General features: G+C 58.9%; 25 protein-coding genes and 1 tRNA gene. 4 read left to right on the top strand and 22 right to left on the bottom strand.

Going from position 1 to position 24,631, the window contains the following annotated elements:
* Positions 1-84 precede the first annotated feature (84 nt).
* The 14 genes from H3T88_RS03370 to H3T88_RS08655 form a co-directional block, all read right to left on the bottom strand.
* Positions 85-1,005: a carbohydrate ABC transporter permease gene (locus H3T88_RS03370; RefSeq protein WP_232347160.1), complete on the bottom strand. Its 921-nt coding sequence runs from the start codon at positions 1,003-1,005 to the stop codon at positions 85-87.
* A gap of 37 nt (positions 1,006-1,042) precedes the next feature.
* On the bottom strand, positions 1,043-2,056 hold the full coding sequence (locus H3T88_RS03365; RefSeq protein WP_198203899.1) for an ABC transporter permease: 1,014 nt from the start codon (positions 2,054-2,056) through the stop codon (positions 1,043-1,045).
* Positions 2,057-2,920: 864 nt separating this feature from the next.
* Positions 2,921-3,229 (bottom strand): hypothetical protein, encoded by a 309-nt coding sequence (locus H3T88_RS03360; protein WP_198203568.1) that lies wholly within the window; start codon positions 3,227-3,229, stop codon positions 2,921-2,923.
* A 212-nt stretch (positions 3,230-3,441) separates the two neighbouring features.
* Positions 3,442-3,708, bottom strand: a complete 267-nt coding sequence (locus H3T88_RS03355; RefSeq protein WP_015021222.1) for a hypothetical protein — start codon at positions 3,706-3,708, stop codon at positions 3,442-3,444.
* Between the two features lie 213 nt (positions 3,709-3,921).
* Positions 3,922-5,445, bottom strand: coding sequence for an alpha-L-fucosidase (locus H3T88_RS03350; RefSeq protein WP_198203567.1), 1,524 nt, complete (start codon positions 5,443-5,445; stop codon positions 3,922-3,924).
* A 95-nt stretch (positions 5,446-5,540) separates the two neighbouring features.
* Positions 5,541-5,768, bottom strand: a complete 228-nt coding sequence (locus H3T88_RS03345) for a hypothetical protein (RefSeq protein WP_198203566.1) — start codon at positions 5,766-5,768, stop codon at positions 5,541-5,543.
* A gap of 329 nt (positions 5,769-6,097) precedes the next feature.
* Positions 6,098-6,667, bottom strand: a complete 570-nt coding sequence (locus tag H3T88_RS08685; RefSeq protein ID WP_232347120.1) for a hypothetical protein — start codon at positions 6,665-6,667, stop codon at positions 6,098-6,100.
* 41 nt (positions 6,668-6,708) lie between these two features.
* Positions 6,709-6,891, bottom strand: coding sequence for a hypothetical protein (locus H3T88_RS08680; protein ID WP_033511970.1), 183 nt, complete (start codon positions 6,889-6,891; stop codon positions 6,709-6,711).
* Positions 6,892-7,027: 136 nt separating this feature from the next.
* Entirely contained in the window at positions 7,028-7,240 is a 213-nt protein-coding gene (locus H3T88_RS08675; RefSeq protein ID WP_232347119.1) for a hypothetical protein, read from the bottom strand.
* A 126-nt stretch (positions 7,241-7,366) separates the two neighbouring features.
* Positions 7,367-7,564: a hypothetical protein gene (locus H3T88_RS03335; RefSeq protein WP_198203565.1), complete on the bottom strand. Its 198-nt coding sequence runs from the start codon at positions 7,562-7,564 to the stop codon at positions 7,367-7,369.
* Positions 7,565-7,628: 64 nt separating this feature from the next.
* Positions 7,629-7,772: a hypothetical protein gene (locus H3T88_RS08670; protein ID WP_232347118.1), complete on the bottom strand. Its 144-nt coding sequence runs from the start codon at positions 7,770-7,772 to the stop codon at positions 7,629-7,631.
* Between the two features lie 3 nt (positions 7,773-7,775).
* Positions 7,776-7,985 carry an ABC transporter permease subunit gene (locus H3T88_RS08665; RefSeq protein WP_332461008.1) on the bottom strand — a complete coding sequence of 70 codons (210 nt, stop codon included), beginning with the start codon at positions 7,983-7,985 and terminating at the stop codon, positions 7,776-7,778.
* Positions 7,982-8,482 carry a hypothetical protein gene (locus H3T88_RS08660; RefSeq protein ID WP_232347117.1) on the bottom strand — a complete coding sequence of 167 codons (501 nt, stop codon included), beginning with the start codon at positions 8,480-8,482 and terminating at the stop codon, positions 7,982-7,984. The genes H3T88_RS08665 and H3T88_RS08660 overlap by 4 nt, the downstream gene beginning before the upstream one ends.
* A 567-nt stretch (positions 8,483-9,049) precedes the next feature.
* Entirely contained in the window at positions 9,050-9,247 is a 198-nt protein-coding gene (locus tag H3T88_RS08655; protein WP_227028591.1) for a hypothetical protein, read from the bottom strand.
* A gap of 742 nt (positions 9,248-9,989) precedes the next feature.
* Here H3T88_RS08655 and H3T88_RS03320 point away from each other — a divergent pair.
* From H3T88_RS03320 to H3T88_RS03310, 3 genes are all read left to right on the top strand, one after another.
* On the top strand, positions 9,990-10,337 hold the full coding sequence (locus tag H3T88_RS03320) for a hypothetical protein (RefSeq protein WP_198203564.1): 348 nt from the start codon (positions 9,990-9,992) through the stop codon (positions 10,335-10,337).
* 265 nt (positions 10,338-10,602) lie between these two features.
* A complete protein-coding gene (locus H3T88_RS03315) occupies positions 10,603-11,289 on the top strand; it encodes a VTT domain-containing protein (protein WP_198203563.1) in 687 nt (228 codons plus the stop codon).
* 76 nt (positions 11,290-11,365) lie between these two features.
* A tRNA-Ala gene (locus H3T88_RS03310) sits at positions 11,366-11,438 on the top strand.
* 1,164 nt (positions 11,439-12,602) lie between these two features.
* Here the strand turns inward: H3T88_RS03310 and H3T88_RS03305 are convergent.
* Entirely contained in the window at positions 12,603-13,703 is a 1,101-nt protein-coding gene (locus H3T88_RS03305) for a mandelate racemase/muconate lactonizing enzyme family protein (protein WP_015021214.1), read from the bottom strand.
* A 100-nt stretch (positions 13,704-13,803) separates the two neighbouring features.
* Complete coding sequence (locus H3T88_RS03300) at positions 13,804-15,216, bottom strand: MFS transporter (protein ID WP_015021213.1); 1,413 nt, start codon at positions 15,214-15,216, stop codon at positions 13,804-13,806.
* Positions 15,217-15,435: 219 nt separating this feature from the next.
* On the opposite strand from H3T88_RS03300, the gene H3T88_RS03295 reads away from it, so the two are divergent.
* Positions 15,436-17,559 carry a transketolase family protein gene (locus tag H3T88_RS03295; protein ID WP_198203562.1) on the top strand — a complete coding sequence of 708 codons (2,124 nt, stop codon included), beginning with the start codon at positions 15,436-15,438 and terminating at the stop codon, positions 17,557-17,559.
* Here H3T88_RS03295 and H3T88_RS03290 read toward each other — a convergent pair.
* The 6 genes from H3T88_RS03290 to dnaK form a co-directional block, all read right to left on the bottom strand.
* Positions 17,547-18,203 (bottom strand): GntR family transcriptional regulator, encoded by a 657-nt coding sequence (locus H3T88_RS03290; protein ID WP_198203561.1) that lies wholly within the window; start codon positions 18,201-18,203, stop codon positions 17,547-17,549. The genes H3T88_RS03295 and H3T88_RS03290 overlap by 13 nt on opposite strands.
* Positions 18,204-18,299: 96 nt before the next feature.
* Positions 18,300-19,949, bottom strand: coding sequence for a DEAD/DEAH box helicase (locus H3T88_RS03285; protein ID WP_232347158.1), 1,650 nt, complete (start codon positions 19,947-19,949; stop codon positions 18,300-18,302).
* A 199-nt stretch (positions 19,950-20,148) separates the two neighbouring features.
* Complete coding sequence (locus tag H3T88_RS03280; RefSeq protein WP_198203559.1) at positions 20,149-20,679, bottom strand: heat shock protein transcriptional repressor HspR; 531 nt, start codon at positions 20,677-20,679, stop codon at positions 20,149-20,151.
* A gap of 52 nt (positions 20,680-20,731) precedes the next feature.
* Positions 20,732-21,736: a DnaJ C-terminal domain-containing protein gene (locus H3T88_RS03275; RefSeq protein WP_198203558.1), complete on the bottom strand. Its 1,005-nt coding sequence runs from the start codon at positions 21,734-21,736 to the stop codon at positions 20,732-20,734.
* A gap of 145 nt (positions 21,737-21,881) precedes the next feature.
* A complete protein-coding gene (grpE, locus tag H3T88_RS03270) occupies positions 21,882-22,607 on the bottom strand; it encodes a nucleotide exchange factor GrpE (RefSeq protein ID WP_232339225.1) in 726 nt (241 codons plus the stop codon).
* Between the two features lies 1 nt (position 22,608).
* Entirely contained in the window at positions 22,609-24,507 is a 1,899-nt protein-coding gene (dnaK, locus tag H3T88_RS03265) for a molecular chaperone DnaK (protein ID WP_024627812.1), read from the bottom strand.
* Between the last annotated feature and the right edge of the window lie 124 nt (positions 24,508-24,631).

Genomic DNA, 24,631 nt, shown 5'->3' with positions numbered 1-24,631 from the left:
TCCTCCTTTCCCGGGTACAGCCATGGCTGTCCGGCCCATATCCGTCTTGTCTTTGCTCCCCGTCAGTAGGACGGTCCGGTGCGGTCAGCCCTTGATCGCCCCAATCATGACCCCCTTGTTGAAGTACTTCTGTATGAAGGGGTAGATGACCAGGAGAGGGAGGGTGGAGACGATGATCACCCCGTATTTGATCTGGTCAGCGAACTCCTGCCCATATCCGGCACCGGCCGTCGAGCCCGACCCCCCCTGGAAAGCCTGGTTGGACAGGAGGATGTCACGCAGGACGATCTGCAGGGGTTGCTTGTCGTAGGTGCGTATGTAGACCAAGCCGGTGAAGAAGTCATTCCAGTGCTGCACCAGGTAATACAGGCCGATGACGGCGATGATGGCGGAGCTCAGGGGGATGACGATCCGCGTAAAGTAGCGGAAGTACCCCACCCCGTCGATCTGAGCGGCATCGTGGAGGTCCTCGGGGATGGAGCTCTCGAAGAAGGACCGGGCGATGATCAGGTTGTAGACATTCAGGGCCTGGGGAATGACGAAGACCGCCCAGGAGTCCAGGAGACCAAGCTGTTTGTAGAGGAGGTAGGTGGGGATCAGACCGCCGTTGACGAACATGGTAATCGTGAAGAAGAGCATGATCAGGCGGCGCCACTTGAACTCGGGCCGGGAGAGGGCGAAGGCCGCCGGCATGGTGACCACCAGGTTCAAGACGGTGCCTGCCACAGTGTAGATCAACGTATTCCGGTAGCCGTTCCAGATCCTGTCATCCCCGAGAATCTGCTGGAAGCCGTAGGCCGAAATGCCCTTGGGAATCCAGGTGACCTGGCCTGTGTTGACCAGGGTCTGATCCGAGACCGAAGCGATGATGATGAACCAGATTGGGTAGAGGATGGAGGCCACTATCAGCAGCAGGATGAGGACGATGACCAGGTCAGCCAGCCAGTCTCCCAGCGTCTTCCCCCCGATAAGCCGTCTGACCCTGCGGGCCCCGGAGCGTGCCATGTCTTGCGTGTTTTCCATATTGTTGTCTTCCTTCCCCTCAGAAGATGCCGGTGTGAGACACCCTCCTGGAGATCTGATTGGCGATGACCAGAAAGACGAAGTTGATGAGCATGTTGAACAGGCCGATGGCTGTGGAATACGAGAATTGATTCTGCAGGATGCCGATCTTGTAGGTGTAGGTCGATATGACCTCGGAGGCTGGCAGGTTCAGGGTGTTCTGCATGAGGAAGACCTTTTCGAAGCCTACGTTGAGCACACCGCCCATGTTCAGGATCAGGAGGACGCCGGCCGTGGGCAAAATTGCGGGTATATCGATGTAACGAATAAGCTGAAAACGGCCTGCCCCGTCCATCTTGGCTGCCTCATAGAGGGCCACGTCGACCGAACTGAGGGCGGCCAGGTAGATAATCGAGTTCCAGCCCATATGCTGCCAGACCTCGCTGATCCAGTAGATGGGCGTAAAGGTGCTGGGACTGCCCATGAAGTTGGCGTTGTCGACGTGGAGGAAGGAGAGGAAACGGGTGAGCAGACCTGTGGAGGGGGTCAGGAAGAGGTTGATCATGGCCACAATCACCACCGTAGATATGAAGTGCGGCATGTAGGTGATGGTCTGTACGAAGCTCTTGACCTTGGTGGAATGAATCTGGTTAATCAGGAGAGCCAGGATGATGGGGGCGATGAAGCCCATGACCAGAGTCCACAGACTGATCCTGATCGTGTTGACCATGAGGGGCTTGAACATGGGTGAGGCGAAGAACTGCTTGAAATACTGGAAGCCCACCCAGTCGCCTCCGGTGAGGCCCTTGGTAAAATCATACTTCCTGAACGCCAGTTGAATGCCGTACATAGGGCCGTAGTTGAATACGGCCACGAACAGCATGGCTGGAAGCACCATGACCCATAAGGGCCAACAGCGCTTCAGGGAAGATTTATACCCCCCCCCCCCGCGAGAAAGAGTCTTATGTGCCTTGGCGGGTTTGGAGGAGGCGAGACGCGCGGTTTTACCGGAAGTCTTGGCCTGACGGTCGACTTCTGCATCGGTTCCGTTCATGCTCAGCCCTTCTATGACTAGTATTGCTCCCATCCGGCTCAATCCTTGAACCTGAAGGAATCCACATTCGGCAACTGTGCCGTCATGACAAAGTTAGTTTATCTAACGTTGTAAAAAAAGTCAATTCAATCCTTGACGCCTGTAGGTGTACATGGAAAGCGTCCGTCTGCGGAAAGCGACGAACCCGGTCACCACCAGGAGCATCTCCACTTAGGCGGGTCATCCTTCCTTGGATGGTGCCGGCCATCTGCTACAAGGCCGACTGGCTCGTGCGGATTGCAAGATGGACCACCTATCGATGCTGGTAGGCGATCATCCCAGGCCTCATCGTGCTGGCCTCCCTCCTCTTCTTGTCCCTATGGATGACCTTTCAGGTCCCTTACGGGTTCTGACAAATTGACACGTGACCGCCAAGCCAGATATGAGGGATCCAGAAATCCGGAAAGCAAACACATCAATCAGGCCGACGGGAAGAGTCACCCTCCTGCCGACCTGATTAAATGGTCAGGGTCGGCGGGCGGCCCACAGATTACACGGAGCCGTTGCCGACCGCAGACCGGATGGATGGCCTCCAGGTCACCATCCTGCACGAAGCACCGGTCAGTGCCCCCCCCCCCGCCTGACTGGCATTTTCCGGATAAGGAACCTTCCGGCATGGGCCAGAAAGACCTCGTCGGTGAAGAGGTCGGCCCTCTTCTTGGCGGCGAGGTCCTCATGCGCCCCAGATGGAATCCGTCCTACCATACCCATGTGCTGCCCCTTCCACCTGAAAGGCGGCCGTGGCCGTTCCCTAGATGAAATCGGACGGGAAGGTGAACTTGCCCTCTTGACCCATGCTGATGCTCTCTTTCATTTCTTTCATATTCATGGCGCTTTTCTCGCCTGCGGCCATTTGCTTCCCTCCGGCCGGTGGACATCCTCGGTGACCGCTGTTCCACCGCAGGGGTCGTCTGGTCGAAGCCGCCGGTCCTGAACCGACTGCCCCCCCCCACCCGTGATAAGGCTGAAGGAGGCCAGGCATTCTTCTGAGTCCGGGTCGATGTCTTTGGGGTCCATAAACCCATGCCACTTCTCCGGGGAGAAGAGCTCGTCGGAGAAGGCAAGCCACTCGACCACCGGATCGGCTGACCCGTCGGCTAGCCAGCGGTACTGCAAGCCATCCATGGCCGACACGCACAGCATCCACATGGGTGGGAGCGGCCCAGGTCGTACCCTCTGGGCAGGCACCAGTTCAGTGACTTGATGGTCTGCCAGAACTTCTGGTTGCGACCTATGAAATAGCGGTGGGCTGGGTGCGAAAGGCTGAGAGCCTCTCCGTTCAGGATAGAGAAGAGCTTGACCATCTCCGGCCTGCGGGCATTAAAAATGACATTGTTGGCGCAGAATCAGGGAAAGAAGAGGAGGTTGTGCCCGTCCGCATCCGTCCCCGTACAGGTCGTATAGATGAACTGGTTGGCCTCAGAGGAGTCGTAGGCCTGCTCCATGACCATCCCTGAGCAGGTCGTTCTCGGAGTCGATATAAGGAAGACAAGTGGGAGGACCCAGATAACCCCGCCAAGGCGGGAATCATCAATAAGAAACCCGCACACGCCCTCCTTGAGCGCTTCAAGAGGGACGACCAAGTCGACCAGACCTTCGCCGACCTCAATCAAGCCGGGGTCCCTGATTGTCCCCCGGGGGGGGGGGGGTAGAGAATCAGCCTCTTCTCTTCGACGTCTGCACGGTAAATATTAGCCGCATATTTTGATGTCGAAACCGTCGCGCACCAGCCATTCCCCCCTTGAGGAACTTCTTGTTTTCCTATCTTTCCTTGTTATTGTCGGTCACTATGTCCTCGGGCCGGTGACGGAAACCCTCTAGGGATTTCACTCCACATCGATCCGGATGCCCAGGGGCAGGCCGGTGGCCATGGTCCCAGCGGGGTCCTTGAGGCCCTGAACCTCCAGCCCCCGGTCTGTCAGCTCATAACTGACCGGTCCTGCACCCAACTGGCTGACCTGTCGGACAATCCCCTGAAATATCGGTCCCTCCTCTCCCCGTGGGGCGAAAGCCTTAATCAGGGCCCGTCCATCTGCGGACGGCTTGAGCTGGTAGGCGTAGATGGCACCTGACGCCGAGGTGAACCGGAAATCCTCGGGAGTGAAGACGGCCTCAGTCTGATCCGCGAAGGATCCCGCTGCCGGGTGGGTAGGGCCCTCCTGGGCGACCCACCAGGGGCGGGACCCGTAGATCCCCTCCCCGTTGACATCCATCCACCGACCGATGGACTCCAACATCCTCGCCTCCTCAGGATCGATGGATCCGTCGGCGCAAGGACCCACGTTGAGCATGAGATTGCCGTTCTTGCTGACCGCGTCGAGGAGCGCGGCCAGGATTTCAGCCACCGACTTGTGGTCCAGGGTGGTCGTATGGCACCAGGAGTTACGGGCGATGGCAGTGTCCGTCTGCCAGACGAAGGGGGTGGGGTTGGCGAAGCCGCCGCGTTCCACATCCACAATGCCTGAACCCCAGGCCATGCTATCCATCTTGTAACAGATAGCGGTCGGAACACCCCACTCGACGGACCGGTCGTAATAGTATGCGGCCAAGCGCTGCAAATAGGGCTTGAACGCCTCGTGCTGAACCCACCAATCGAAGTAGAGGAGTTCGGGCCGATAAGCGTCGATCACCTCGCAGACCCGCAGGAGCCAGTCGTCCAGGTACTCCTTGCTGGGATAGGGCTTGCTAAAGAGATCCTGGTCGTCAGGCTCGGGCATGGCGGGCCAGTAGAAGTCGCCCTTCTTCATTGGCTGACACACGTCGCTATCAAACTCCTGCCCGTGGCCCATGAACCACCAGTGCTCAGCCCGGTGGTCGGACAGGGCGAAGTGAAGGCCCTGATCCAGAGTGGCCCGTCGCAGTTCACCGATCAGGTCGCGGTGTGGCCCCTTGTCGTAGGCGTTCCATTCTGACAGGTCGCTGCGGTACATCTGGAATCCATCGTGATGCTCAGCCACGGGCATGTAGTAGCGGGCGCCAGCCCGGCGAAAAAGATCCAGCCACTGGTCGGAATCGAAACGTTCCACCTTGAACATAGGGATGAAGTCCTTGTAGCCGAACTCTTTCTGGGGTCCGTAGGTCTTCACATGGTGGTCGAACTCCGGGTATCCCTTGATGTACATGTTGCGCGAGTACCACTCGTTATGATAGGCGGGAATGCTGTACAGGCCCCAGTGGGTGAAAATGCCGAACTTGGCATCGGTAAACCAAGTGGGGGGCTCCATGGCGCACAAAGAGGCCCAATCGGCCTTGAAAGCGCCACGGCTAATCTCGTCATCCACCCGCGAAAGGTCGTCGGCCCCAACCACGTCTTCACGCAGGGGACGGGGCTCCTGTTCACTTTTCGTCATCGAATGTGGTCCTCTCCCAGTCGAAGCCGACGGCCTGGAGCGAAATCCTGGCCACCAGCATATGCCCCTCGATTCTGAGGTTGCAACAATCCACGCTAAAGTATATAGCTACTCAGTTTCTCAAGAAAGTTGTCCATGGCGGCCTGGTCGTCCACGTAGGTGTCCCCGTGGTTGTCAGCCACCTGCCTGGCCACCTCGGCATACCGGTCGACCATGGCCCTCATCGAATCATTCCTGTTGGGCTTCATGTCGAGCACGTCCATGTCCCATCGGGCTGCCATCAACTCGATGTCATCCCCGCTGACCTCGTCGTTCAAAATCATAAGTTCCCTGTCGTGGTAGGCAGTAGCAAGAAGGGCGTGGACCGGGTTGGCATAGCCGCCGCCGAAGGAATCCCAGCTGACGGGGACGGCCTTGCAACCACGGTTGTCATCGGTGACCGAGTCCCCGCAGAAGACGATCCTCGAATTCTATCCAAATGGGAGCATGCCGCTCTCGCACCCCGTTTCCCTTCTCTATTTTTTCTCCGCCATCCGCGGCATGGCTCCTAATCGGGACCGAGGCAGCATTCATAAGCGGTGACCGGGGAACCAACCGTCGTGCCACCGGCATGGCAAGGGAGCGCGACGGAAGGTGGTTGATCACCGCCCGGCTACACGCTCCCCAGAAGTACATGCATGACGGCGGGCAGGGGTCGCCAAGGCTGCCCTGCCCTACCGTCTGGCGTGGAATCAGCTGCTTTCCGACGCCTGCAGTTGGTGAGCCGTTTCTTGACGTTGACATGGGCCGTGTTCTGATCCTTGGCGTTCTTCATGTCCACATTCAGGACTTGCTTGAAGCCCAGTCCGTCGACCTTGGAGCGTATTTCATCCATAAGACCGTTGAACTCGTTGTCTTCCTTGGCGAAGACTGCCTTCCAGGAGGTGTTGATGATTTCGGTCTTCACCTGACCGCGCAAGGTGGAGATCTGAGAAGACTCATCGGACTGGGTGAAGCTGGAGCCTGGGGCGATCATGAGCTTGATCGCTTTCTCCAGACACTGCATGGAGGTCTTGGCCCTGTCCATATGCTCGGACCGATCCTTGTCCAGGGCGGAGTTACTGAACCGGTCGATGGTGGACTTCCACATGCTGGAGTCGTAGCGCTGGGTGGAGGACTGGGGGTCGGCCAGGCCCATCTGGTTGGCCTTGCTAAAGGAACTAGAGGGCCTTGACCAGGTCATCCAGGTCGGCAATCCTGGTATAGCCTATTTCCTTGTGGATGTCAGACCGCGCATAAGGGCCGAAAGTGGGCTCCAGCCCCTCGGAGGTCTCCGTGGGGCGGCAGAGAAGTGACCGACCCGGGCAGGCTCCAGACCCCGCCGGTCTGCCCGGCCGCCTTGTTGAGGGCATCGGTGACGGACTTATACTTCTTGATTTTCTTGGCATTCTTCAGGTACGGCGTCATGTCCTCAATCAGGTGGACCTTGACCGGCTTGGCGCCTGGCCAGAGCCGGCGATGATGATGTCGTCCAGGTTCCCGGCTGTTGAACGGGTATTGAAGAGGGAGTTGCCCCCGTCCGCCACATTGGGGGCCACAATGTTCAACTTGGGGTTGAACTTATGTCCTTGACCATCTTGGCGAACCAGCCTTTCTGGATGCCCTGGTAGTTTGCCAGCCCATCGAAGACTTCCACCTGCATGAGCGACCCGTCGTCCTTCTCGTTGGCAGAATTGTCTCGGACGCCACGGCCCGCCAAGGCCATGGACATGGTTAAGACAGCGGCAGCCACCGCCGCCAGCTTCTTGGCTCGCATTGTTTCCCCTTTCCAGACACTGTCCGGCTCCCGGGCCCGTCCTGTCACTTTCTGCAGGCCGGCGGACCGCAGATCATCGGGATGGTACCGACTTCCGCTTACGTCCTTATGGCTCATATGATTGTCTCAACGGCCTGCGTGATCCTCCTGGTCCACGCTTCCGGCCTCCAGGCCCTGCCCGCCGACTTGCGGTCGGATAATCTGCCACCGCCGACGACTTCGGCAGCGGTGATGGTCAACCCAGTGGTTGATTTTCTGCGGACTGAAGGGACCACTGTCGGCCTTGCATCTCTCATCGATTTGTCCTCCTTGATGAATCGACATGAACACTTCCTGGCCACCGCGTGGAATCAGACCCGTACGGTGGCGGGATTGCACCTCCTCTCGATCACTCCTTGACGAAGTAACGCTGGAAGAGCGGATAGATAAAGAGGATGGGTAGGACCACGATGACCGAGACAGTCATCCTGATCGACGACGGGGTCTGCAGGGTGTCCAGAGAGCTTGCCTGGTTGATGTACTGATAGAGCAAGTACTACAGGAAGTAAGGCTTTGAATCAGTCATGTATATCAAAGTGTCCTGGAAGGAGTTTCGCTGCCCCACGGCCGAGAAGATGGCCACCGTGGTCAGAATCGGCGTGCAGATGGGCAAGACGATTTTGAAGAAGACCGTCAGAGTGCCGGCGCCGTCCACTTCGGCCGCCTCCGGGAAGGAGGAGGGGATGGACTCGATGCAGGTCTTCACCAGGATGATGTTGAAAGGTGCACGATGGTCGGCAGAATGTACACCCAGAAGTTGTTGGTCAGACCCAGGTTCTTCATCACGATGAACAGGGGGATCAGACCAGCATTGAAGTACATGGTCATGATGATGAAGCGATACCAGAACTTACGGTGCCACATGCTCGCCTGGGTGAAAAGGAAGCCCAGGAAGGCACTGGCCAGTACGGTCAGGGCGGCACCGATCACGGTACGTCCCAGGGAGACCATGGCGGCTGTGCCCAGGCACTCCTGTTTGAAGACCTCCGCATAGTTACTCCAGTTGATTCCCTTGGGCAGGACGGCTATCTTGCCGGCGGCACTCAGGGTGTTGTCGGAGATGCTGTTGATGATCAGGTAGTAGAACGGGTGGACGCAGATGAAGACTAAGAGGATGAAGAAGGCGATGTTGAAGACATTGAACATCTTCTTATCCCTGGTCCGCCGCAGGAGAGGAGAGATGCCCTCCGATTCGATTGTCATGCTGTCTCTCATGGTTGTTTTCCCCTCACACCCAGATGATTGACTCGCCACGGTTCCGCTTCGAGGTCCAATTGACCAGGAACAGGAGGACCACACTGACCAAGAATTTCAGCATGGATTTGGCTGCAGCCAGAGAGAGGCTGTTCTCGCCCATGCCGTGTTGTAGACGTAGAGGCCAAGCACCTGGATGTGCTTGAGGTTGAAGGTGTTGCGGAAAGACGAAGTACTGGTCCATCCCGTTGCTGAGGAAGTTGGAGACGCTCAGCATCGGCATTACTGGGTAGGTGGGTATGAGCTACAGGACCGTAACATAGATGATCTGCTGGAAGCGGCTGGCTCCATCCGCCTGGCGGCCTCGTAGAGCTCGGGGTCGATGCCGGATATGAGCCCCAGCCCAGACCCTTCCACAGGCTCCACAGGAGCATCTTGATGTAGGCCCCGCTGTCGGAATCCAGGAAATGGATAGGCTATGAAATCGGGCGGATGTTCTGCAAGAGCTCATTGACCATGCCAACGGAGGAAAACATGGCGAATGCCACGGCGTGGACCAGGACCCGGCTGATGAAGTTAGGCAGAGTTGGTCAGGACCTGGACGACCGCGTGCAACTGGGCAGGGTTCTGGACAATCATCTTGAACCATTGGAAGCCGACGAACTCGCTCTCCGACAGTGGGATGGGTGGCTGATAGTCATAGAAGGCATATACCCAGCCGAGCAGGGGATAGTAACTGAAGAGGACGAACAGTATCAGAAAGGGGACGGTCAAGAGGAAAAGGTTGATGCTGTGTTTCTTCCTGCCGCTTATGTCCCTTGGTGTTTAGTCTTACGCCGCCGGGTGGCTTTCAATGAATGTCGACAGTTGACATACTACCCTTCTGTCTTTTCCCATAAGCCCGCTCCCTTGCATTACCAGCCAGCACCTCATATTTCTACCACGTCTCGGCACCGCGCAGATCATAGTTGTCTTATTTATACATTTGTAAATAGATTGGTACGTCGATTTGACAAAGCCGTCAAACCGCAGCCCGCTGCCAAGCATGTCACTACACGAGGCAGGATTGGACCGTCAGCCCATTAATCAGACAGATTGTCCAGGGTTGGTCAGAGACGATTATCCTCCTGACAGGCATGTCCAGCAGACGGTCCTATAGCCGACCGAGCAGGAGACAGCGCTACACGGGATGGCCGGGCCCATTCGCCTGCCTGCACGTCGCCAACCCTGCAGGGAGGAAAGGCGGATCATGCACTTCAACCTCGAAAGCCCCTTCTGACTCTCCTTGAACACCCTACTCAGATTCACAACCCTGAACCTGTTCTTCGTCCTCACCTGCATTACCCCTGGTCTCGATAGGCCTCGCCCGCAGCGCCCTCTACGGCGCGGTCTTGCGATGAGAACCACAAGGACATCCTCCTCTGCAGGCAGTACCCGCAACTCCTCGTCCGGGTGGTCAGACAGTCCATCATCGCATTCATCATCCACGCGACGCTGGGTGGGGGGGGGGGGGGTAGTGACCTACCTTGCCCTCATCATCCTGATCATCAGGATCGCGCTCCTAGTCCTTTCATACAAGTTCTTCTACCCCCTACAATCCCGCTACACCAATACAGACTGGGTTTTCAAACTCTGTGTCGAGATTCCCATAGGTACCCCGTTCTACGCCATCTGCCTCCTGGCCATCTACGTGGTCTTCGCTTTCCTCATCTACTCCGCGTCCTTCCTGCAGGTCCCGGCCATCATCTTCGGCTTTTCCCGACTGGCATTAGTCAAATCACTGATCTATCTGCAGGCCTTCGACCGTTTCGAGCGCGGAACCAGGGGCGACGCCAAAACTACTTACAAGAAAGGTTCCCTGTAAGGCTGTGAGGAAATAGGTATATGGCTGGCCTCCCCCTTTCCACACGGAATATGTGCAGGGCACGGCCAGGACGGTGCCATCACCCTGCCACCGGCCCTCTTGATGTCAAAGGCACACTTCATATGGATTGTCTGCGCATCAGCCGTTATGGGCCACAGTTGTGTCTTCCTCGCAAGGGTCTACTGGAGACCTACCTGCCGTGGAGCAGTCTTGCTACAGTATTGGAACGGTTTGCGTTTCAATACAACAGGACGGTCTTTGACAAATGGGATTCATACACTGGCTCATCAACCTGCTCAAAGATCCGCGCAGCGCCATCGCGGGGTGGATTGCCATGGGACTGGTACCCACATATGCGTTCATCTTCCTGATCATCTTCATCGAGACCGGCGTGGTTTTCATGCCCTTCCTGCCAGGAGACTCCCTACTCTTCGCCGCCGGTGTCTTCGCCCATGACCCGTCCAGCGGGATGGCCCTGGATGTGCTCCTTCCCGTCGTCTGGCTGGCCCCCATCCTGGGCGACCAGAGCAACTACTTCATCGGACACTTCTTCGGCCGGGCCATCGTCCGTTCCGGCCGCGTGAAGTCACTGACCCCCGAACGAATCGCCAAGACCGAGGGGCTGATCGACAAGTGGGGACCCCTGGCCGTGGTCCTGGGACGCTTCCTTCCCTTCATCAGGACCTTCATGCCCTTCATATCGGGCATTTCCGGAATGCGCTGGAGGCGCTTCACCCCATTCAGCATCCTGGGCGGCCTGATATGGTCCACCCTCTTCACCCTCCTGGGCTATTTCTTCGGCGGCATCCCCGCAGTCCAGCAGCACTTCGAGCTGGTCATCATCCTGATTCTGGTCATTTCGGTCCTGCCCACGGTCATCGGTCTGCTCAAGGCCAGGTTCGGTCATAAAGCTCCCTCAGAAAAACCAGCTCCACGGCGGACTGATGTCTGACCTGTGATATTTTGCGTTTGGCCAGGGCACACGCTAAAGTGAGTTTCTGTTGTTCGGCTACGGTCGGGCAACGAATGGGGCTGTAGCTCAGTTGGTAGAGCGCTTCGTTCGCATCGAAGAGGTCGGGGTTTCGACTACCCTCAGCTCCACTCTCGCAAGAGATTCCGCTGTAGTAAATCTGCTTTCCACATGCATTGACCTTGAGTCTGGGCAGTTCCTGCAGCAGGTGCTTGCCTAATTCACATCAAACCGACTCCCTTATTGAAAGGCGTGCATTTTCTGCCCTGCTAGGCATACAGATTGCAAGGACGACGATGTGCCGACGCAAAGCCAAGCTCATACTCCCTGGGCTGCATAATCTGATGAGTCAAACGACCTCATGAACCACCAAGGGTGGGGGGGGGTCAAATGCGCTTACGGCATCCAAACTGCGTGTCACGATTATTGCAACAGAAACACGCTTGGCCAGAAATCGCGGTTGCCCAATGACGAGTGGAACGTTTGCCGAATCAAGAGTTCCAATCGGCTCGTCCGCGAAGACAATCCTGGGCTGGAGGTAGAGTCACATGCACTACAGCGGCTCTCAGTTGTTGCCTTCCAGACAAATTCAGAACAAAGTCATGAATACAATCAGCAAGTAATTAGCAAGGCCCGGCAGCTGCAAAATAAATCCGGCTCGCCTCACATCAATGCCCAAACCAGCAAACTGGGCAGAAATAAGAACATTCTCGAGCACAGTCATCGTCAACACAGGATTCAGGGCCAGGCGAAAGTTGGTCCGACCGCTTACTTGAGATGATATCCTTCGCCAGGCCGACGAGAGACGGCAAATCACCAACCACCGACGTTCCTTCATAGGGATACCCTTGAGGCCACAGCGGCTCAGGCCGCAGACGAAATCGCCGTTGAGTCCTTCAACTTTCCGCTTTGTCTGTATCTTCACCGCAGGAGATCGGGCCAGATCCGGCCAATGAACGAGAATACTTGTCAAAGCGCGAATCGGCTGAATGAAGCTGGCTCAGGTGCAAGCGACCGGCGCTTGCACTCACGTGAGATTCTGTCGCCAGGCTCCTCACGCCTAAAAATCAGGCTTACGGCTATCCCCATCAGCCTTCGGGCCTTCTTTCGCTATTTGTCAGACCTTGGCATAAATCCGCCGGCTTCCCCTAAGCACAGGCACGCGGGGTCTGCATACAAGAAAAGCGTGAATGGTTCTATTAAGTCACTGGGCAGGACATCGGGGATTCGCCCAAGATGACGCTCGGTCATCGTGGGCGAATCCCCGTTATCTTGGCACAGAACATACGATGCCGTCAGAAGCGATGATCCTCCAGATAGTCCCTGTCCAACTGAATGCCATGTCCAGGACCAGTGGGAGGCACCCAGAAGCCATCCTCATCCACATGCCCCGAGGATTTGAAGATCCGCAGATCCGTCCAAGTGCCGCCATCCGTGACCTCGGAAGCATAGATGTTAGGAATGGTCGACAGGAGGCTGGCACTGAGCTCGAAGACGAAATGCGGCGTCATGGGCAGATTGTGGGCCCTGGCCGCTGCAGCAATATCCAGGTAGCCGGTGATACCGCCCACGCGGCCCAGATCCGCCTGAACATAGTCGCAGGAACCTTGCTCAAAATACTGATTGAACTGATTGAGGTTGTATATGTTCTCGCCCATGGCCAGCGGGGTATTGACCCTTTCACGTAGAATCCTATGCCCCAGAATATCGTCTGAAGGCAATGGCTCCTCGATCCAAAGCAAATCCAGATCATCGAACTTTTTGAAGGCACGCAAGGCGGCCGGCAAATCCCATCCTTGGTTGGCATCCACCGCCAGGGGGAAGCCTGGCACAGCCTCCTGGATGGCCTTCAGGCGCTCTACATCCTCTTCGATGTCGGGTTTGCCCACCTTGACCTTGGCGGCGATGAATCCCTTGGCCTTCCAACGCTTGACCTGATCCACAATCTCATCCGCCGATAGATTCAGATTGATGCCGGACCCATAGAGCGGGACACGATCGCGCACCTTGCCCAGCAGATCATACAGAGAGACGTCAAGGGACTTGGCGAGCAGATCCCAATAGGCGATATCCAAAGCGGACAGGGCGTGGGTGGTTACACCGGCCCCACCTACATCGTGAATGTACTTCCACGAGCGCAGCCAAAGCGCGCGAGGGGATACGGGCAGGCCAATCACATCGGGGATCATCTCCCTCACCAGAGCGGCGATGGTGGCCCCGCACCAGCCGGAGGTATGGCTGAACCCCGTGCCGGTGATCCCATTGTCTGCCGTGACATCAGCAACGACGACCTCTATGTTCTCGACATGGTGGATCTGGTCGCCCCATGGGCCTTCCGGCAACGGAACCCGGGCGGTCGTCAGTTCTATTTTCTTGATTTTCGGTACTTGGAACATGGTGATAATTCCTTTCTTATCGACGCCTTTTCATAGCGTCACATCGCATGTTGATCCAAACGCGCCCATCCTTTACAGACAAAGCGTTCCAATCAGCGAATCAGTCTTTAGATCCGGTCGCCTTGGCTTCTGCCGACTGTATGGTCTCCGCATTGACCGCGTGACCGAAGGTCTCGGGCAGAATGAAGACCGCGGCCAGGAAGGCCACCACAGGACCGATAGCGATCAGCAGGGTGGCTTTAGGCACGCCCAGCCGGTCATAAAGGGTCGGGAACACCCAGAGGGTCAGGAAGGAGGCCAGCTTGACGAAGACATAGGCAATACCTGAAGCGGCTCCTCTATAGGCCGGCTTGGCCACCAACGAGGCGATGGTCATTCCACTCTCCGAAGACCAGTAATGGCCCCAGAGCATGATGCCCGATCCGGTGATGATGATGGCCATACTGGTCCGGGTGATGCCGAAGACCATGACCAGAATGCCGATGGTCACCAGGCCGAAGCCCCATTCGCTCAGTCCCTTATGCCCCAGTTTGGGCAGGGTAAGAGGTCCTACGAAAGCGGAGATGGAGGCCAGCAGGTAAACGGCGAACATGGCCATATTGTTTTGAACGAGGGTCGCTATGCCCAGGCCGGCCAGGATGGTAGGCAGATAGAAGGAGAACGAATAGTTCTCGAACGCCTGGACGAAGCAGGATATCCAGGCGAATATGGTGCTCCTGCGACTGAAGCTGTCGCTGAAAAGGTCCGAGATGGCCTCACGCCAGGAGGGCTGGGGAATATGCATATCATGATCAGGCAAAACGCCAGCCAAAACATCCTTGCCATAGTATTCGTTGGCCACCTTCCGGGCCTTGACGAAATCACCATGCTCCACAAGCCAGACGGGGGTCTCGGGCAGGCCGGACCTGACCAGCAGAAGCAGGCCGGCAGGGATGGCGGGCACAGCCAGGATGAACCGCCAGGTCAGGTTGGCCGGCATCTTGCTCAGCTCAAAGGCGGTGACCAGCAGAATGGCGCATAAAATCCCCAGGGAGAACATGAACTGCCATCGGTTGCCCATGATCTCGCGCTTGCCTTTGGGCAGGATCTCCATCATATAGGTAAAGCCATTGGCCACATCGGCCCCTACAGGCAGGCCGGCAAAGCAGCGGATGATTGCCAGAACCCACATGTTGGGCGAAAGCGCCTGAAGAACGGCACAGACCGCAAACATGCTCATGGAAGCCAAGAAGATGTTGCGACGCCCAAACCGGTCGGTCAGCCAGCCGCCCAGGATGGAACCGACGATGGCACCGAGCTGGGTGCCGGCTGCCGCGAATCCAAGCAGAAAGCTGCTGGGGTGGAAGACATCCTTGAGGTGGGTCATGATGAACGACATCGAGTAGATATCCCAGGATTCGATCAACAGAGCCGTCACCATGAGCCAACCGGCCCTCGAGGAGTGCTTGGCCTCCTGTCTGTCCAGAATGGCCTTGGCCCTGTCAAGGGTCTGGTAAATTGATAAATCCGTCATTGGACTCCTTTGTTCGCTCCGGCGCTCGGTCTGAGCCCATTGACTGTTCTCCTGCCCGATGCCAGAATCAGTGCTTCATTGCGTAACTGATATATTACTGATATATTAAAGGCGAAAGACAGCGGTGTCAATTTGGGCCGTCCAAGAGGCTTGGCGAAAGCTGACCACAGAAGACGACCAACGGTGCACGAACACACCTGGAAAGGCGGATAAAGAATCATGCAAAAGCCTTGGGATGATTTGGATCGACGAGCCATCAACATGGCCAAGGTGCTGACGGCTGATGCGGTGGAGAGGGCCGGCAATGGACATCCGGGTTCGGCCATATCCTTGGCCCCAATCGTCTACGCCCTCTATCAGCGGTATTTGACGCATGACCCGACCGACCCCCATTGGCCCGGCCGCGACCGGTTCATCCTCTCCGGCGGCCATGCATCCCTGGCTCAATACACTCAGCTCTTCCTGGCCGGCTACGGCCTGACGCTGGATGATTTGAGAAACTACCGGTCCGGCGCCCACACACGGACTCCAGGCCACCCCGAGCTGGGTGTCACCCCTGGTCTGGAGATGACCACCGGTCCGCTGGGACAGGGGTTGGCTTCGGCCGTAGGCTTCGCATATGGCCAGCGCTATCAGCGCGGCCTGCTGGATCCTGATGCCCCCAGGGGTTCCTCTCCCTTTGATCATCGAATCTGGGCCATATGCGGAGAAGGCGATCTGGAGGAGGGCGTGAGCGCAGAGGCCTGCTCATTAGCCGGAGATCAGTCCTTGGACAATCTGACCGTCATCTATGACGCCAACCATATCCAGATTGAAGGCGACACCAGCATGGTCCTAGGCGAAGATGTATGCGCACGTATGCGCGCCTACGGCTGGTACACCGACTCCATCGATTTTGTCCAGCCGGACGGTAGCTACAAAGAAGACCTGTCTGCGCTGTCCCGCGCCCTGGATCAAGCAGGCGAGATCACCGATCGCCCCAAGTTCATCAAGGTCAACACCCTGATTGCTTGGCCGACCCCAGGTTTGACCAATGATGCCTCCACCCACGGCTCGCCTTTGGGCGCAAAGGCTCTGGCTGACCTGAAGAGCCTTCTTGGATTTGATCCCAATGAGGACTTCCCCATTGACGAGGAGGCTCTGGCGCACGCCCGACAGGCTGCGCAACGCGGGGTTCGAGCCCACGCTGATTGGGATCAACGCTATAGACAGTGGCGAAAGGACAATCCCAAGCGGGCCGCTCTCTACGACCGCATCCGTAGGCACGAGTCGCCTAAGGAGCTCGACAGCGCCATCGATGAACTTGAAAACGAGTTGCATGTGGGAGATTCCGTGCCGGCGCGACAGGCTTCAGGGCGCGTGCTCAACGCCATCGCCCCGATCATGCCTGAACTCTGGGGCGGATCCGCTGACCTGGGCAGCGCCTGCATGACTGATCTGGAAGGAGCGGACTCCTTCGCTCCCGCCGGTCGGGCCACTCGCCAGTTCCCAAAGGCCAATCCTTATGGCAGACAGATCCACTTCGGCGTCCGAGAATTCGCCATGGGGGCCATTACCAACGGCATCCTGTTGGACTCGGACACCAGGCCCTTTGGCAGCACCTTCTTCCAATTTGCCGACTATGAGCGGCCGGCGGTCCGGTTGGCCGCTCTGATGGACATTCCCAATATCTACATCTGGACCCACGATTCAATCGCCCTTGGACAGGATGGCCCGACACACCAGCCAGTCGAGCATCTTGCTGCCATGAGGGCCATCCCCCGTCTGGCTGTTGTCCGCCCTGCCGATGAATTCGAAACGGCAGAAGCCTATCGACACATCTTCGAAAAAAGCGACACGCATCCCACGGCCATAGTGCTCAGCAGACAACCGTTGCCCAACTTGGCTGCAACCGCAGCTCGAGCCCGCCAAGGTGTATCCCGTGGAGCATATATCCTCCAAGAGCCCGAGAACCGTTTGGACATGCTGATCATGGCATCAGGATCTGAGGTGCAGCTGGCTCTGGAGGCAGCCAACCGCCTGGCGATCGAAGGCATCGGCGCCCGCGTTGTCTCCGTGCCTTGCATGGAATGGTTCGAGCAACAGGACCAGGATTACCGCAGCTGGGTCATGCCGGAGGAGATACGAGCACGAGTAAGCGTCGAAGCCGGACTCGCCCTGTCCTGGCAACAGTATCTGGGAGACGCAGGCAAGGCTGTTTCAGTCGAGGACTTCGGACTTCAGGGAGACGGCGAAAGCAATCTCATAGACTACGGCATCACCGCTGACCATGTAGTGGATGCAGCACACGCGTCCCTGCTTAAGGTCGGACGGTGCGGAAGAAGATGCTATCAGCGGAAGTAATCGGCATGAACCCTGCTGGCCTGTAGATAGCTGATTCGCGAATTGTTCAGATGGGCGCGGATGGCCTCCACCGCGCCTTCCTCGTCACCATTGAGCGCTGCATCGATGATGGCTATATGCTCTTGGCAGGAAGCCTCGTCCCTCCCCTCCTGATAAGGCAGGAAAACACGGGTGCGCTGGCTCAATGCCAGCAGGGTGCTCATGAAGGCAAGCAGGTACTTGTTCCCTGCCTGCCTGGCGAAATACATGTGAAAAGTGTAATCGAAGTCATCCTGAATGGAGACCGGCTTGACTGATCCACGCTCCAGCCTGGTATTGGCGGCCGCACGGTAGCTCCGCAGGGTCTGGGCATCCAGATGAGCGAAAGCTTGATGCATGAGATAAGGCTCGACCAGCATCCTGCTATCGAGCATGTCATTGAGGTCTTTAAGAGAAAGCTGGCTGACGATGATCCCCTTGCGCGGAAAAACCTGGACCAGACCCTCCTCAGCCAGCTTATTGATAGCCTCGCGTACAGGTGTGCGGCTGAATCCCAGTTGGGCCGACACAGCCTTTTCGTCAATCAGATCACCAGGTTTCATCTTGCAGAAGACGATCTGATCGCGCAGGTAATCGTAGGCCAACGTGCGCTTACTTACTGACATCGGATCCTCCTCTTTTCCCTGCTGGAGACCAGGCACGCCGTCAATACCGATTTTATGCCAACCGAGGCTTGGGAATCATGATTGCCGCTAAACGGATCAGCGCCGGGAAGCAGAGCGGAAAGGATTATCGTCACGGCGATGGTGGCGATGACCGCGGCGGAATCCCCGACGGTCTGCATCAAAACGGGAGCCGGCGCGACCGTTGCCGTGTCCATTATCATGACCATGGACACGCCCGCTACTGTCGGCATGACGATGGCCTCTGGTCCGGCCATCCAAGGGACCATCCTCACGATTGAATGCCGATCGGTCATCTGACCGCCTGGAACGGGAAGGCCGGCGATCCCGATCTCGACCTGCAGCCCGGGCCTGGCCGCCGCGATCAAAGCGCCTGTTTGCGCGGGAACGGCCCCGATGTCCGCTGCGGCCGCCACGCCCGCTACGAGCAGGGCGACCAGCGGAAGCCTGCGGCTGCTCGGTCTGCAAGGACCAGCCGTGTACCGGCTTGGCCACGGGTCCTACGAGCTCGGTAACCTCGGACGAATCGGCAGTCACCTGAACCGGCTTGGCATCGATATGGGCCATGCGCAGCATCCGTCTGGTGTCACGCCACTGGTCGGGAAGAACCAGGGTGACCACGTCCCCGGAACGACCGGCCCGAGCCGTGCGCCCTGACCGGTGAAGGAAGGACTTGGGATCGGCCGGTGGATCCACTTGGACCACAAGGTCTACGTCGCTGATATCCATACCGCGGGCGGCCACGTCGGTAGCCACCAGGACTTTCACCTCACCCCGGGAAAAAGCCTCCAGGTTGCGATCGCGCTGGTTTTGGGAAAGGTTGCCGTGCAGCTGTGCAGCCGGAATGCCGTTGTCGATCAGGTTCTTGGCCAGCTTCTTGGCCTGGAACTTGGTCCGGGTGAAGAGGATGCGCCGTCCTGTACCCGAGGCCAGCCTGCGCACCAGATCGTGCTTGGCTGCCTGGGTGGTGCGGAAGATGTGGTGGGTCATCAGATCCACATGCTGGGTAGCGGAATCCACCTCGTGAATCTTGGGGTCCTTGAGGAAACGCTTGACCACGGCATCCACACCGTGATCCAGGGTGGCCGAGAAGAGCATGCGCTGACCACCCGGACGAGCCTGGGCCAGAATCCGCTCCACAGCTGGCAAGAAGCCCATGTCGGCCATCTCGTCGGCCTCGTCCAACACGGCGATCTCCACTTCCCCCAGACTGAGCTTGCGCTGGCGGAGCAGATCCTCCAGACGGCCCGGGCAGGCCACCACTATCTTGGCCCCGCGCCGCAGGGCATCGACCTGACGACCCTGGCCCACCCCGCCGTAGACGGTGCAGGTCCGCATGCCGTAGGCCTGAGCCAGGGGGTTGAGAACCTCGTCGATCTGATTGGCCAGCTCGCGGGTGGGAGCCAGGACAAGACCGCGTGGGCGGGGCAGACTGTCTGAACCGGCGGCACCACCGCGGCCATGGCGGGTCCGTCCTCCTTCGCAGGCAGCCAGTCGAGCCACCAGAGGGATGCTGAAAGCCAGGGTCTTGCCGGAACCGGTCCGGCCCCGTCCCAGAATGTCACGGCCAGCCAGGGCATCAGGCAGGGTATCCTGCTGGATGGGGAAGGCCCTGGTCTTGCCGTCCTTGCGCAGGACGCGAACCAAGGGCTCAGGCACCCCCAGCTGGTCAAAAGTCATAGGTTCTACGGCAGACTGGCCGGAATTGGACGAATTGGAATCGGGCATGGATGAAGCAGTCACAATGACCTTTCACAACAGGGAAAACGGTACTGTCGGTCGACAGTTCGCAGGCCGCGTGCAAAGCAGAGAATGACGAATTTCGCGCAAGCGGTTTCCCCGTACTCAAAGCATTCAGGCGACAATCAGCCGTCGCTCTTGGGCGAGCGGCCAACCTGTACACCATAGCACAGGCCCCGCACCCATTTCAGGAGCGTACGCTCCAGACGATCAACGATTTGGAATCAGTCGGATCGGCCTCGTCATGCGTCGTGTCCTGCCGCCAGAGCCTGGCCCTGCTGGACCGCCTGACCTCGACGACCCGGCCATCGGTGGCAGCGGCAAACATACTGGATCCCTGTGACTGATGGGAGCGGCGCAGCTGGCGCCTCAGCTGACGATTCTCCTCGGCCAGGGCCAGGATCCTCGTCACACCTGCCAGGTTGATGGACTCGTCCTGGCTCAGATGCTGGGCCTGGCCCAGCCGGTCCAGATCCCGCAGGGAGTAACGGCGCGCACCCCCCTCGGTGCGTTCCGGCACAATCAGACCCAGCCGGTCGTATTGGCGCAGGGTCTGCGGATGGATGTTGGCCAACTGCCCGACCTGGCCGACGCTGAAGACCGGCAGCTCGATGTCCAAACCGGCATCGTCGGCAGCATCCAGGCTGATGTGCCCGGCCACCAGGCCGCGAGCGCAGGCCAGATAGATCCGCCTGGTCTCGGAATCCACCCTGACCATGATCATCACTCCTCTCCGCTCTTCGCTCCGACTTGATCCGGCATCCGGATCGTCATATCTTCATGCGCTCTCCGGCGATCTGTTCGTCGAAGTCGCCACTGGACTTGGCAAAGTCGCGCATGGCCTTCTTCTGGGCCATACCCAGCCGACCGGGCATGCGAATCTCAAGCCGCCCCACCAGGTCGCCCTTGCCGCGCCTGTCCTGAACCCCCTTGCCGGCGATACGAATCTCGTCGCCGCTGGAGGAGCCGGCCGGAATCCTGAAGGTGACGACCTGGTCGTCGATGTCCCGGGCCTGGACCTTGGCCCCCAGGGCAGCCTCGGAGACCGTCACCGGCAGGGTCATGACCAGATCCCTATCCTTCATGGTGAACCGCTGGCTGGGCTGGACGCTGATCTGCAGGTAGAGGTCGCCATTGGCGCCCCCGTCCCTGCCGGGCCGACCCTTGCCGGCCAACCTGATCCGCTGGCCGTTGCGAACCCCAGCGGGGATATGCGTCTTGAAACGCTTGCCACCCACGCTCAGGGAGACCGTAGCCCCCTTGACCGCCTGACGGAAGGACAGGCCGATTTTCGAATTGCGATCCTCGCCCTTGACGGGCCTGGGCCTGGCCTCCTGGTAAGCGGTCCGACCGCCACCGCCGGCACCCCCACCGAAGGAGGAGAAGATGTCAGCAAAGTCGGGTTGTCCCGAACCATCGCCGAAACGGATGCGGGTGCCTCCCGGCGCCCCGGCCCCGCCGAATATGGAGCCGAAGATGTCCGAGAATGCATCGGTGTTGAAGCCACCCTGGCCTGAGCCTCCGGCGAACCGGGCTCCCCCCATGCCGAACTGGCGGATGGCATCGTACTTCTGACGCTGCTCCTTGTTGCTGAGCACGTCGTAGGCCTCGGAGATGTCCTTGAACTTCTCCTCGGCCTCCTTGGTCTTATTGAGATCGGGATGGTATTTGCGGGCAAGCTTGCGGTAGGCCTTGGTGATCTCCGCTTCGCTGGCGTCCTTGGAGACACCAAGGACCTTGTAATAGTCCTTGCTCAGCCATTCATTCTCAGCCATCCATGTCTCCTTTCCTCATAAGCTACGAATATATCGAATTGGAATCCGCCCTTTCGCGTGCGGCGGCGGGCAGGACCATACCCACCAGCCGCCGCATGCGAAGGCGCCGATTCAGCCTGCGGAAGGTCCGCAATCACCGTCCCTGCTACTGACCGGGCGAGGTCACCACTACCCTTGCGGCCCGGATCACCCTGTCGCCGATCCGATAGCCTGCCTCGACCACTGTGTCAACGGTCTCTTTCTTGGCATCGGGGTCCGGCTTGTGCAGGATGGCCTCATGCTTGGTGGGGTCGAAGTCCTCGCCTTTTTCACCGAACTTCTCAACACCGAACTTCTCGAAGGTCTTGTCGATCTTCTTGGCCACGGCCTGGAAGGAGTCGTCCATCTGCCCGTGCTCCTTGATCCGGTCAATGTCATCAAGGGCCGGAAGAAGGGCGGTCAGTACATCCACGATGCCATGCTGGCGGAAGATGTCCTGCTCCTTCTTGGCACGGTTGCGGAAGTTGACGAACTCGGCCCGCTCGCGCTGGAGGGCCTCCAGATAATCGGCGGCCTCCTTCTTGGCCTGGCCCAGAGGAGTCAGCCCGTCTGATCCCTTGTCGGTGCTCTCCTCCTTGGCCGAGTCGGCATCAGTCTTGTCATCAGCCTGAGCATCCGCTGACGACGCATCCTTGGCGGAGGAATCCGACGTGGTCTGTCCGGCCGCCTGGCTCCCGTCTGCTGCGCCCTTGTCGGCGTGACGTCCGCGAGCCGCTTCCTGGTCGGGCGTCGAGGCGGCGTCAGAGGCCTTGGCCTCGTTCCCGTCCGGTCCGCCGGCGGCGGCCGGGTCACCCTTCAGTGGCCCGGCATCATCCTTGTCGAAGGCCGACATGTCACTCGCCGTCCTTCTTCTTGTCGTCGTCGTCCACGACCTCGGCATCCACCACGTCGTCATCGGCGGACGAGGAAGAGCCTGCACCCGAGGCAGCACCGGCGGCACCTGCAGCGCCCTGAGCGCCTGCACCGTCAGCGGAGCCCTGCTGGGCGTAGAGGGCCTGGCCGATCTTCTGGGCAGAGGTCATCAGCTCGCTCTGGGCGTTCTTGATCTTGTCCATATCCTCGCCCTTCAGAGCCTCTTTCAGAGCGTTGACCTTGTCGGTGACCTCCTTGGCCACCTCGTCGGAGATCTTGTCCTTGTTGTCGTTGACCAGCTTCTCGGTCTGGTAGGCAGCGGACTCGGCGGCGTTGCGGGTGTCGGCATCCTCACGACGCTGCTTGTCCTCGGCCTCGTGGGCCTCGGCCTCCTTGACCATGCGGTCGATCTCGTCCTTGGGCAGGGCGGAGCCACCGGTAATGGTCATGGACTGCTCCTTGCCGGTGCCCTTGTCCTTGGCGGAGACGTGCACAATGCCGTTGGCGTCGATGTCGAAGGTGACCTCGATCTGAGGAACGCCACGCGGGGCCGGAGCGATGCCGGTCAGCTCAAAGGTCCCCAGAGGCTTGTTGTCGCGGGCGAACTCACGCTCGCCCTGGTAGACCTGGATCAGCACGGAGGGCTGGTTGTCCTCGGCGGTCGAGAAGACCTCGGACCGCTTGGTGGGGATGGCGGTGTTGCGGTCGATCAGCTTGGTCATGATGCCGCCCTTGGTCTCGATGCCCAGGGAGAGCGGGGTCACGTCAATCAGCAGGACGTCCTTGCGGTCGCCCTTGATGACGCCGGACTGCACGGCAGCGCCGACGGCCACAACCTCATCAGGGTTGACGGTCTGGTTGGCTTCCTTGCCACCGGTCAGTTCCTTGACCAGGTCCTTGACGGCGGGCATACGTGTGGAACCGCCGACCAGCACCACATGGTCGATGTCCTGAACCGAAATGCCGGCATCGTGCAGCACGTTGTTGAAAGGCGTGCGGCAGCGGCCCAGCAGGTCGGAGGTCATCTCTTCGAAGTGCGCGCGGGTCAGGGTCTCGTCCAAGTGGACTGGGGTCCCGTCAGGGGTCATGGCCAGGTACTGCATGGAGATGCTGGTGGACGAGGAGGAGCTCAGCTCCTTCTTGGCCTGCTCGGCGGCCTCCTTGAGCCGTTGCAGGGCGATCTTGTCCTTGGACAGATCCACGTTGTACTTGTTCTTGACCTCGCTGACCAGCCAGTCGATGATCTTCTGATCCCAGTCGTCGCCGCCCAGCTTGTTGTCGCCGTTGGTGGCCTGGACCTGGATGGTGGAGAAGCCGTCGTCATCCTTGCCGATCTCCAGCAGGGAGACATCGAAGGTGCCGCCGCCCAGATCGAAGACCAGGATACGCTCATCCTCCTTGCCCTTCTCCAGACCGTAGGCCAGGGCCGCAGCGGTGGGCTCGTTGATGATACGCAGGACGTTCAGACCGGCGATCTTGCCGGCATCCTTGGTGGCCTGGCGCTGAGCGTCGTTGAAGTATGCAGGGCAGGTGATGACCGCGTCAGTGACGGGTTCGCCCAGATAGGACTCGGCATCCCTCTTGAGCTTCATGAGGATCTGGGCCGAAATCTCCTGCGGGGTCCACTTCTTGCCGTCGATCTCGACGGACCAGTCGGTGCCCATGTGGCGCTTGACCGAGCTGATGGTCCGGTCCACATTGGTGACGGCCTGACGCTTGGCCACTTCACCGACCAGAATCTCGCCGGACTTGCTGAATGCCACCACCGATGGCGTGGTACGCGCGCCCTCAGCGTTGACGATTACCGTGGGCTCGCCGCCCTCCAGGGTTGCAATGCAGGAATTGGTGGTTCCCAGATCGATGCCAACTGCACGTGCCATACTCGTTACCTCCTGATGAAATGGGGCGTAGGGTCTGACCCCGCACCTCGACGTTCACGTTCTCCGCTCGCGCTTCGTTCGTGGTCCCGATGGCCGGCTTCCGTCGACCCGGGCAAGCAGCCAT

The sequence above is a fragment of the Bifidobacterium sp. W8110 genome (assembly GCF_016101375.1).
Lineage (GTDB): Bacteria > Actinomycetota > Actinomycetes > Actinomycetales > Bifidobacteriaceae > Bombiscardovia > Bombiscardovia asteroides.
Note: the sequence above shows the minus strand (reverse complement) of the source record. Positions and strands in the feature narration are given on the sequence as shown.

Excerpts from the sequence above, each read along its gene's own strand:
- H3T88_RS03370 (WP_232347160.1), bottom strand. The coding sequence starts at position 1,005 with ATGGCACGCTCCGGGGCCCGCAGGGTCAGACGGCTTATCGGGGGGAAG.
- H3T88_RS03365 (WP_198203899.1), bottom strand. The coding sequence starts at position 2,056 with ATGAACGGAACCGATGCAGAAGTCGACCGTCAGGCCAAGACTTCCGGT.
- H3T88_RS03350 (WP_198203567.1), bottom strand. The coding sequence starts at position 5,445 with ATGACGAAAAGTGAACAGGAGCCCCGTCCCCTGCGTGAAGACGTGGTT.
- H3T88_RS03345 (WP_198203566.1), bottom strand. The coding sequence starts at position 5,768 with ATGATTTTGAACGACGAGGTCAGCGGGGATGACATCGAGTTGATGGCA.
- H3T88_RS08685 (WP_232347120.1), bottom strand. The coding sequence starts at position 6,667 with ATGACCTGGTCAAGGCCCTCTAGTTCCTTTAGCAAGGCCAACCAGATG.
- H3T88_RS08680 (WP_033511970.1), bottom strand. The coding sequence starts at position 6,891 with ATGACGCCGTACCTGAAGAATGCCAAGAAAATCAAGAAGTATAAGTCC.
- H3T88_RS08675 (WP_232347119.1), bottom strand. The coding sequence starts at position 7,240 with ATGCGAGCCAAGAAGCTGGCGGCGGTGGCTGCCGCTGTCTTAACCATG.
- H3T88_RS03335 (WP_198203565.1), bottom strand. The coding sequence starts at position 7,564 with ATGTCGATTCATCAAGGAGGACAAATCGATGAGAGATGCAAGGCCGAC.
- H3T88_RS08660 (WP_232347117.1), bottom strand. The coding sequence starts at position 8,482 with ATGACAATCGAATCGGAGGGCATCTCTCCTCTCCTGCGGCGGACCAGG.
- H3T88_RS03315 (WP_198203563.1), top strand. The coding sequence starts at position 10,603 with ATGGGATTCATACACTGGCTCATCAACCTGCTCAAAGATCCGCGCAGC.
- H3T88_RS03305 (WP_015021214.1), bottom strand. The coding sequence starts at position 13,703 with ATGTTCCAAGTACCGAAAATCAAGAAAATAGAACTGACGACCGCCCGG.
- H3T88_RS03300 (WP_015021213.1), bottom strand. The coding sequence starts at position 15,216 with ATGACGGATTTATCAATTTACCAGACCCTTGACAGGGCCAAGGCCATT.
- H3T88_RS03295 (WP_198203562.1), top strand. The coding sequence starts at position 15,436 with ATGCAAAAGCCTTGGGATGATTTGGATCGACGAGCCATCAACATGGCC.
- H3T88_RS03290 (WP_198203561.1), bottom strand. The coding sequence starts at position 18,203 with ATGTCAGTAAGTAAGCGCACGTTGGCCTACGATTACCTGCGCGATCAG.
- H3T88_RS03285 (WP_232347158.1), bottom strand. The coding sequence starts at position 19,949 with ATGCCCGATTCCAATTCGTCCAATTCCGGCCAGTCTGCCGTAGAACCT.
- H3T88_RS03280 (WP_198203559.1), bottom strand. The coding sequence starts at position 20,679 with ATGGTCAGGGTGGATTCCGAGACCAGGCGGATCTATCTGGCCTGCGCT.
- H3T88_RS03275 (WP_198203558.1), bottom strand. The coding sequence starts at position 21,736 with ATGGCTGAGAATGAATGGCTGAGCAAGGACTATTACAAGGTCCTTGGT.
- grpE (WP_232339225.1), bottom strand. The coding sequence starts at position 22,607 with ATGTCGGCCTTCGACAAGGATGATGCCGGGCCACTGAAGGGTGACCCG.
- dnaK (WP_024627812.1), bottom strand. The coding sequence starts at position 24,507 with ATGGCACGTGCAGTTGGCATCGATCTGGGAACCACCAATTCCTGCATT.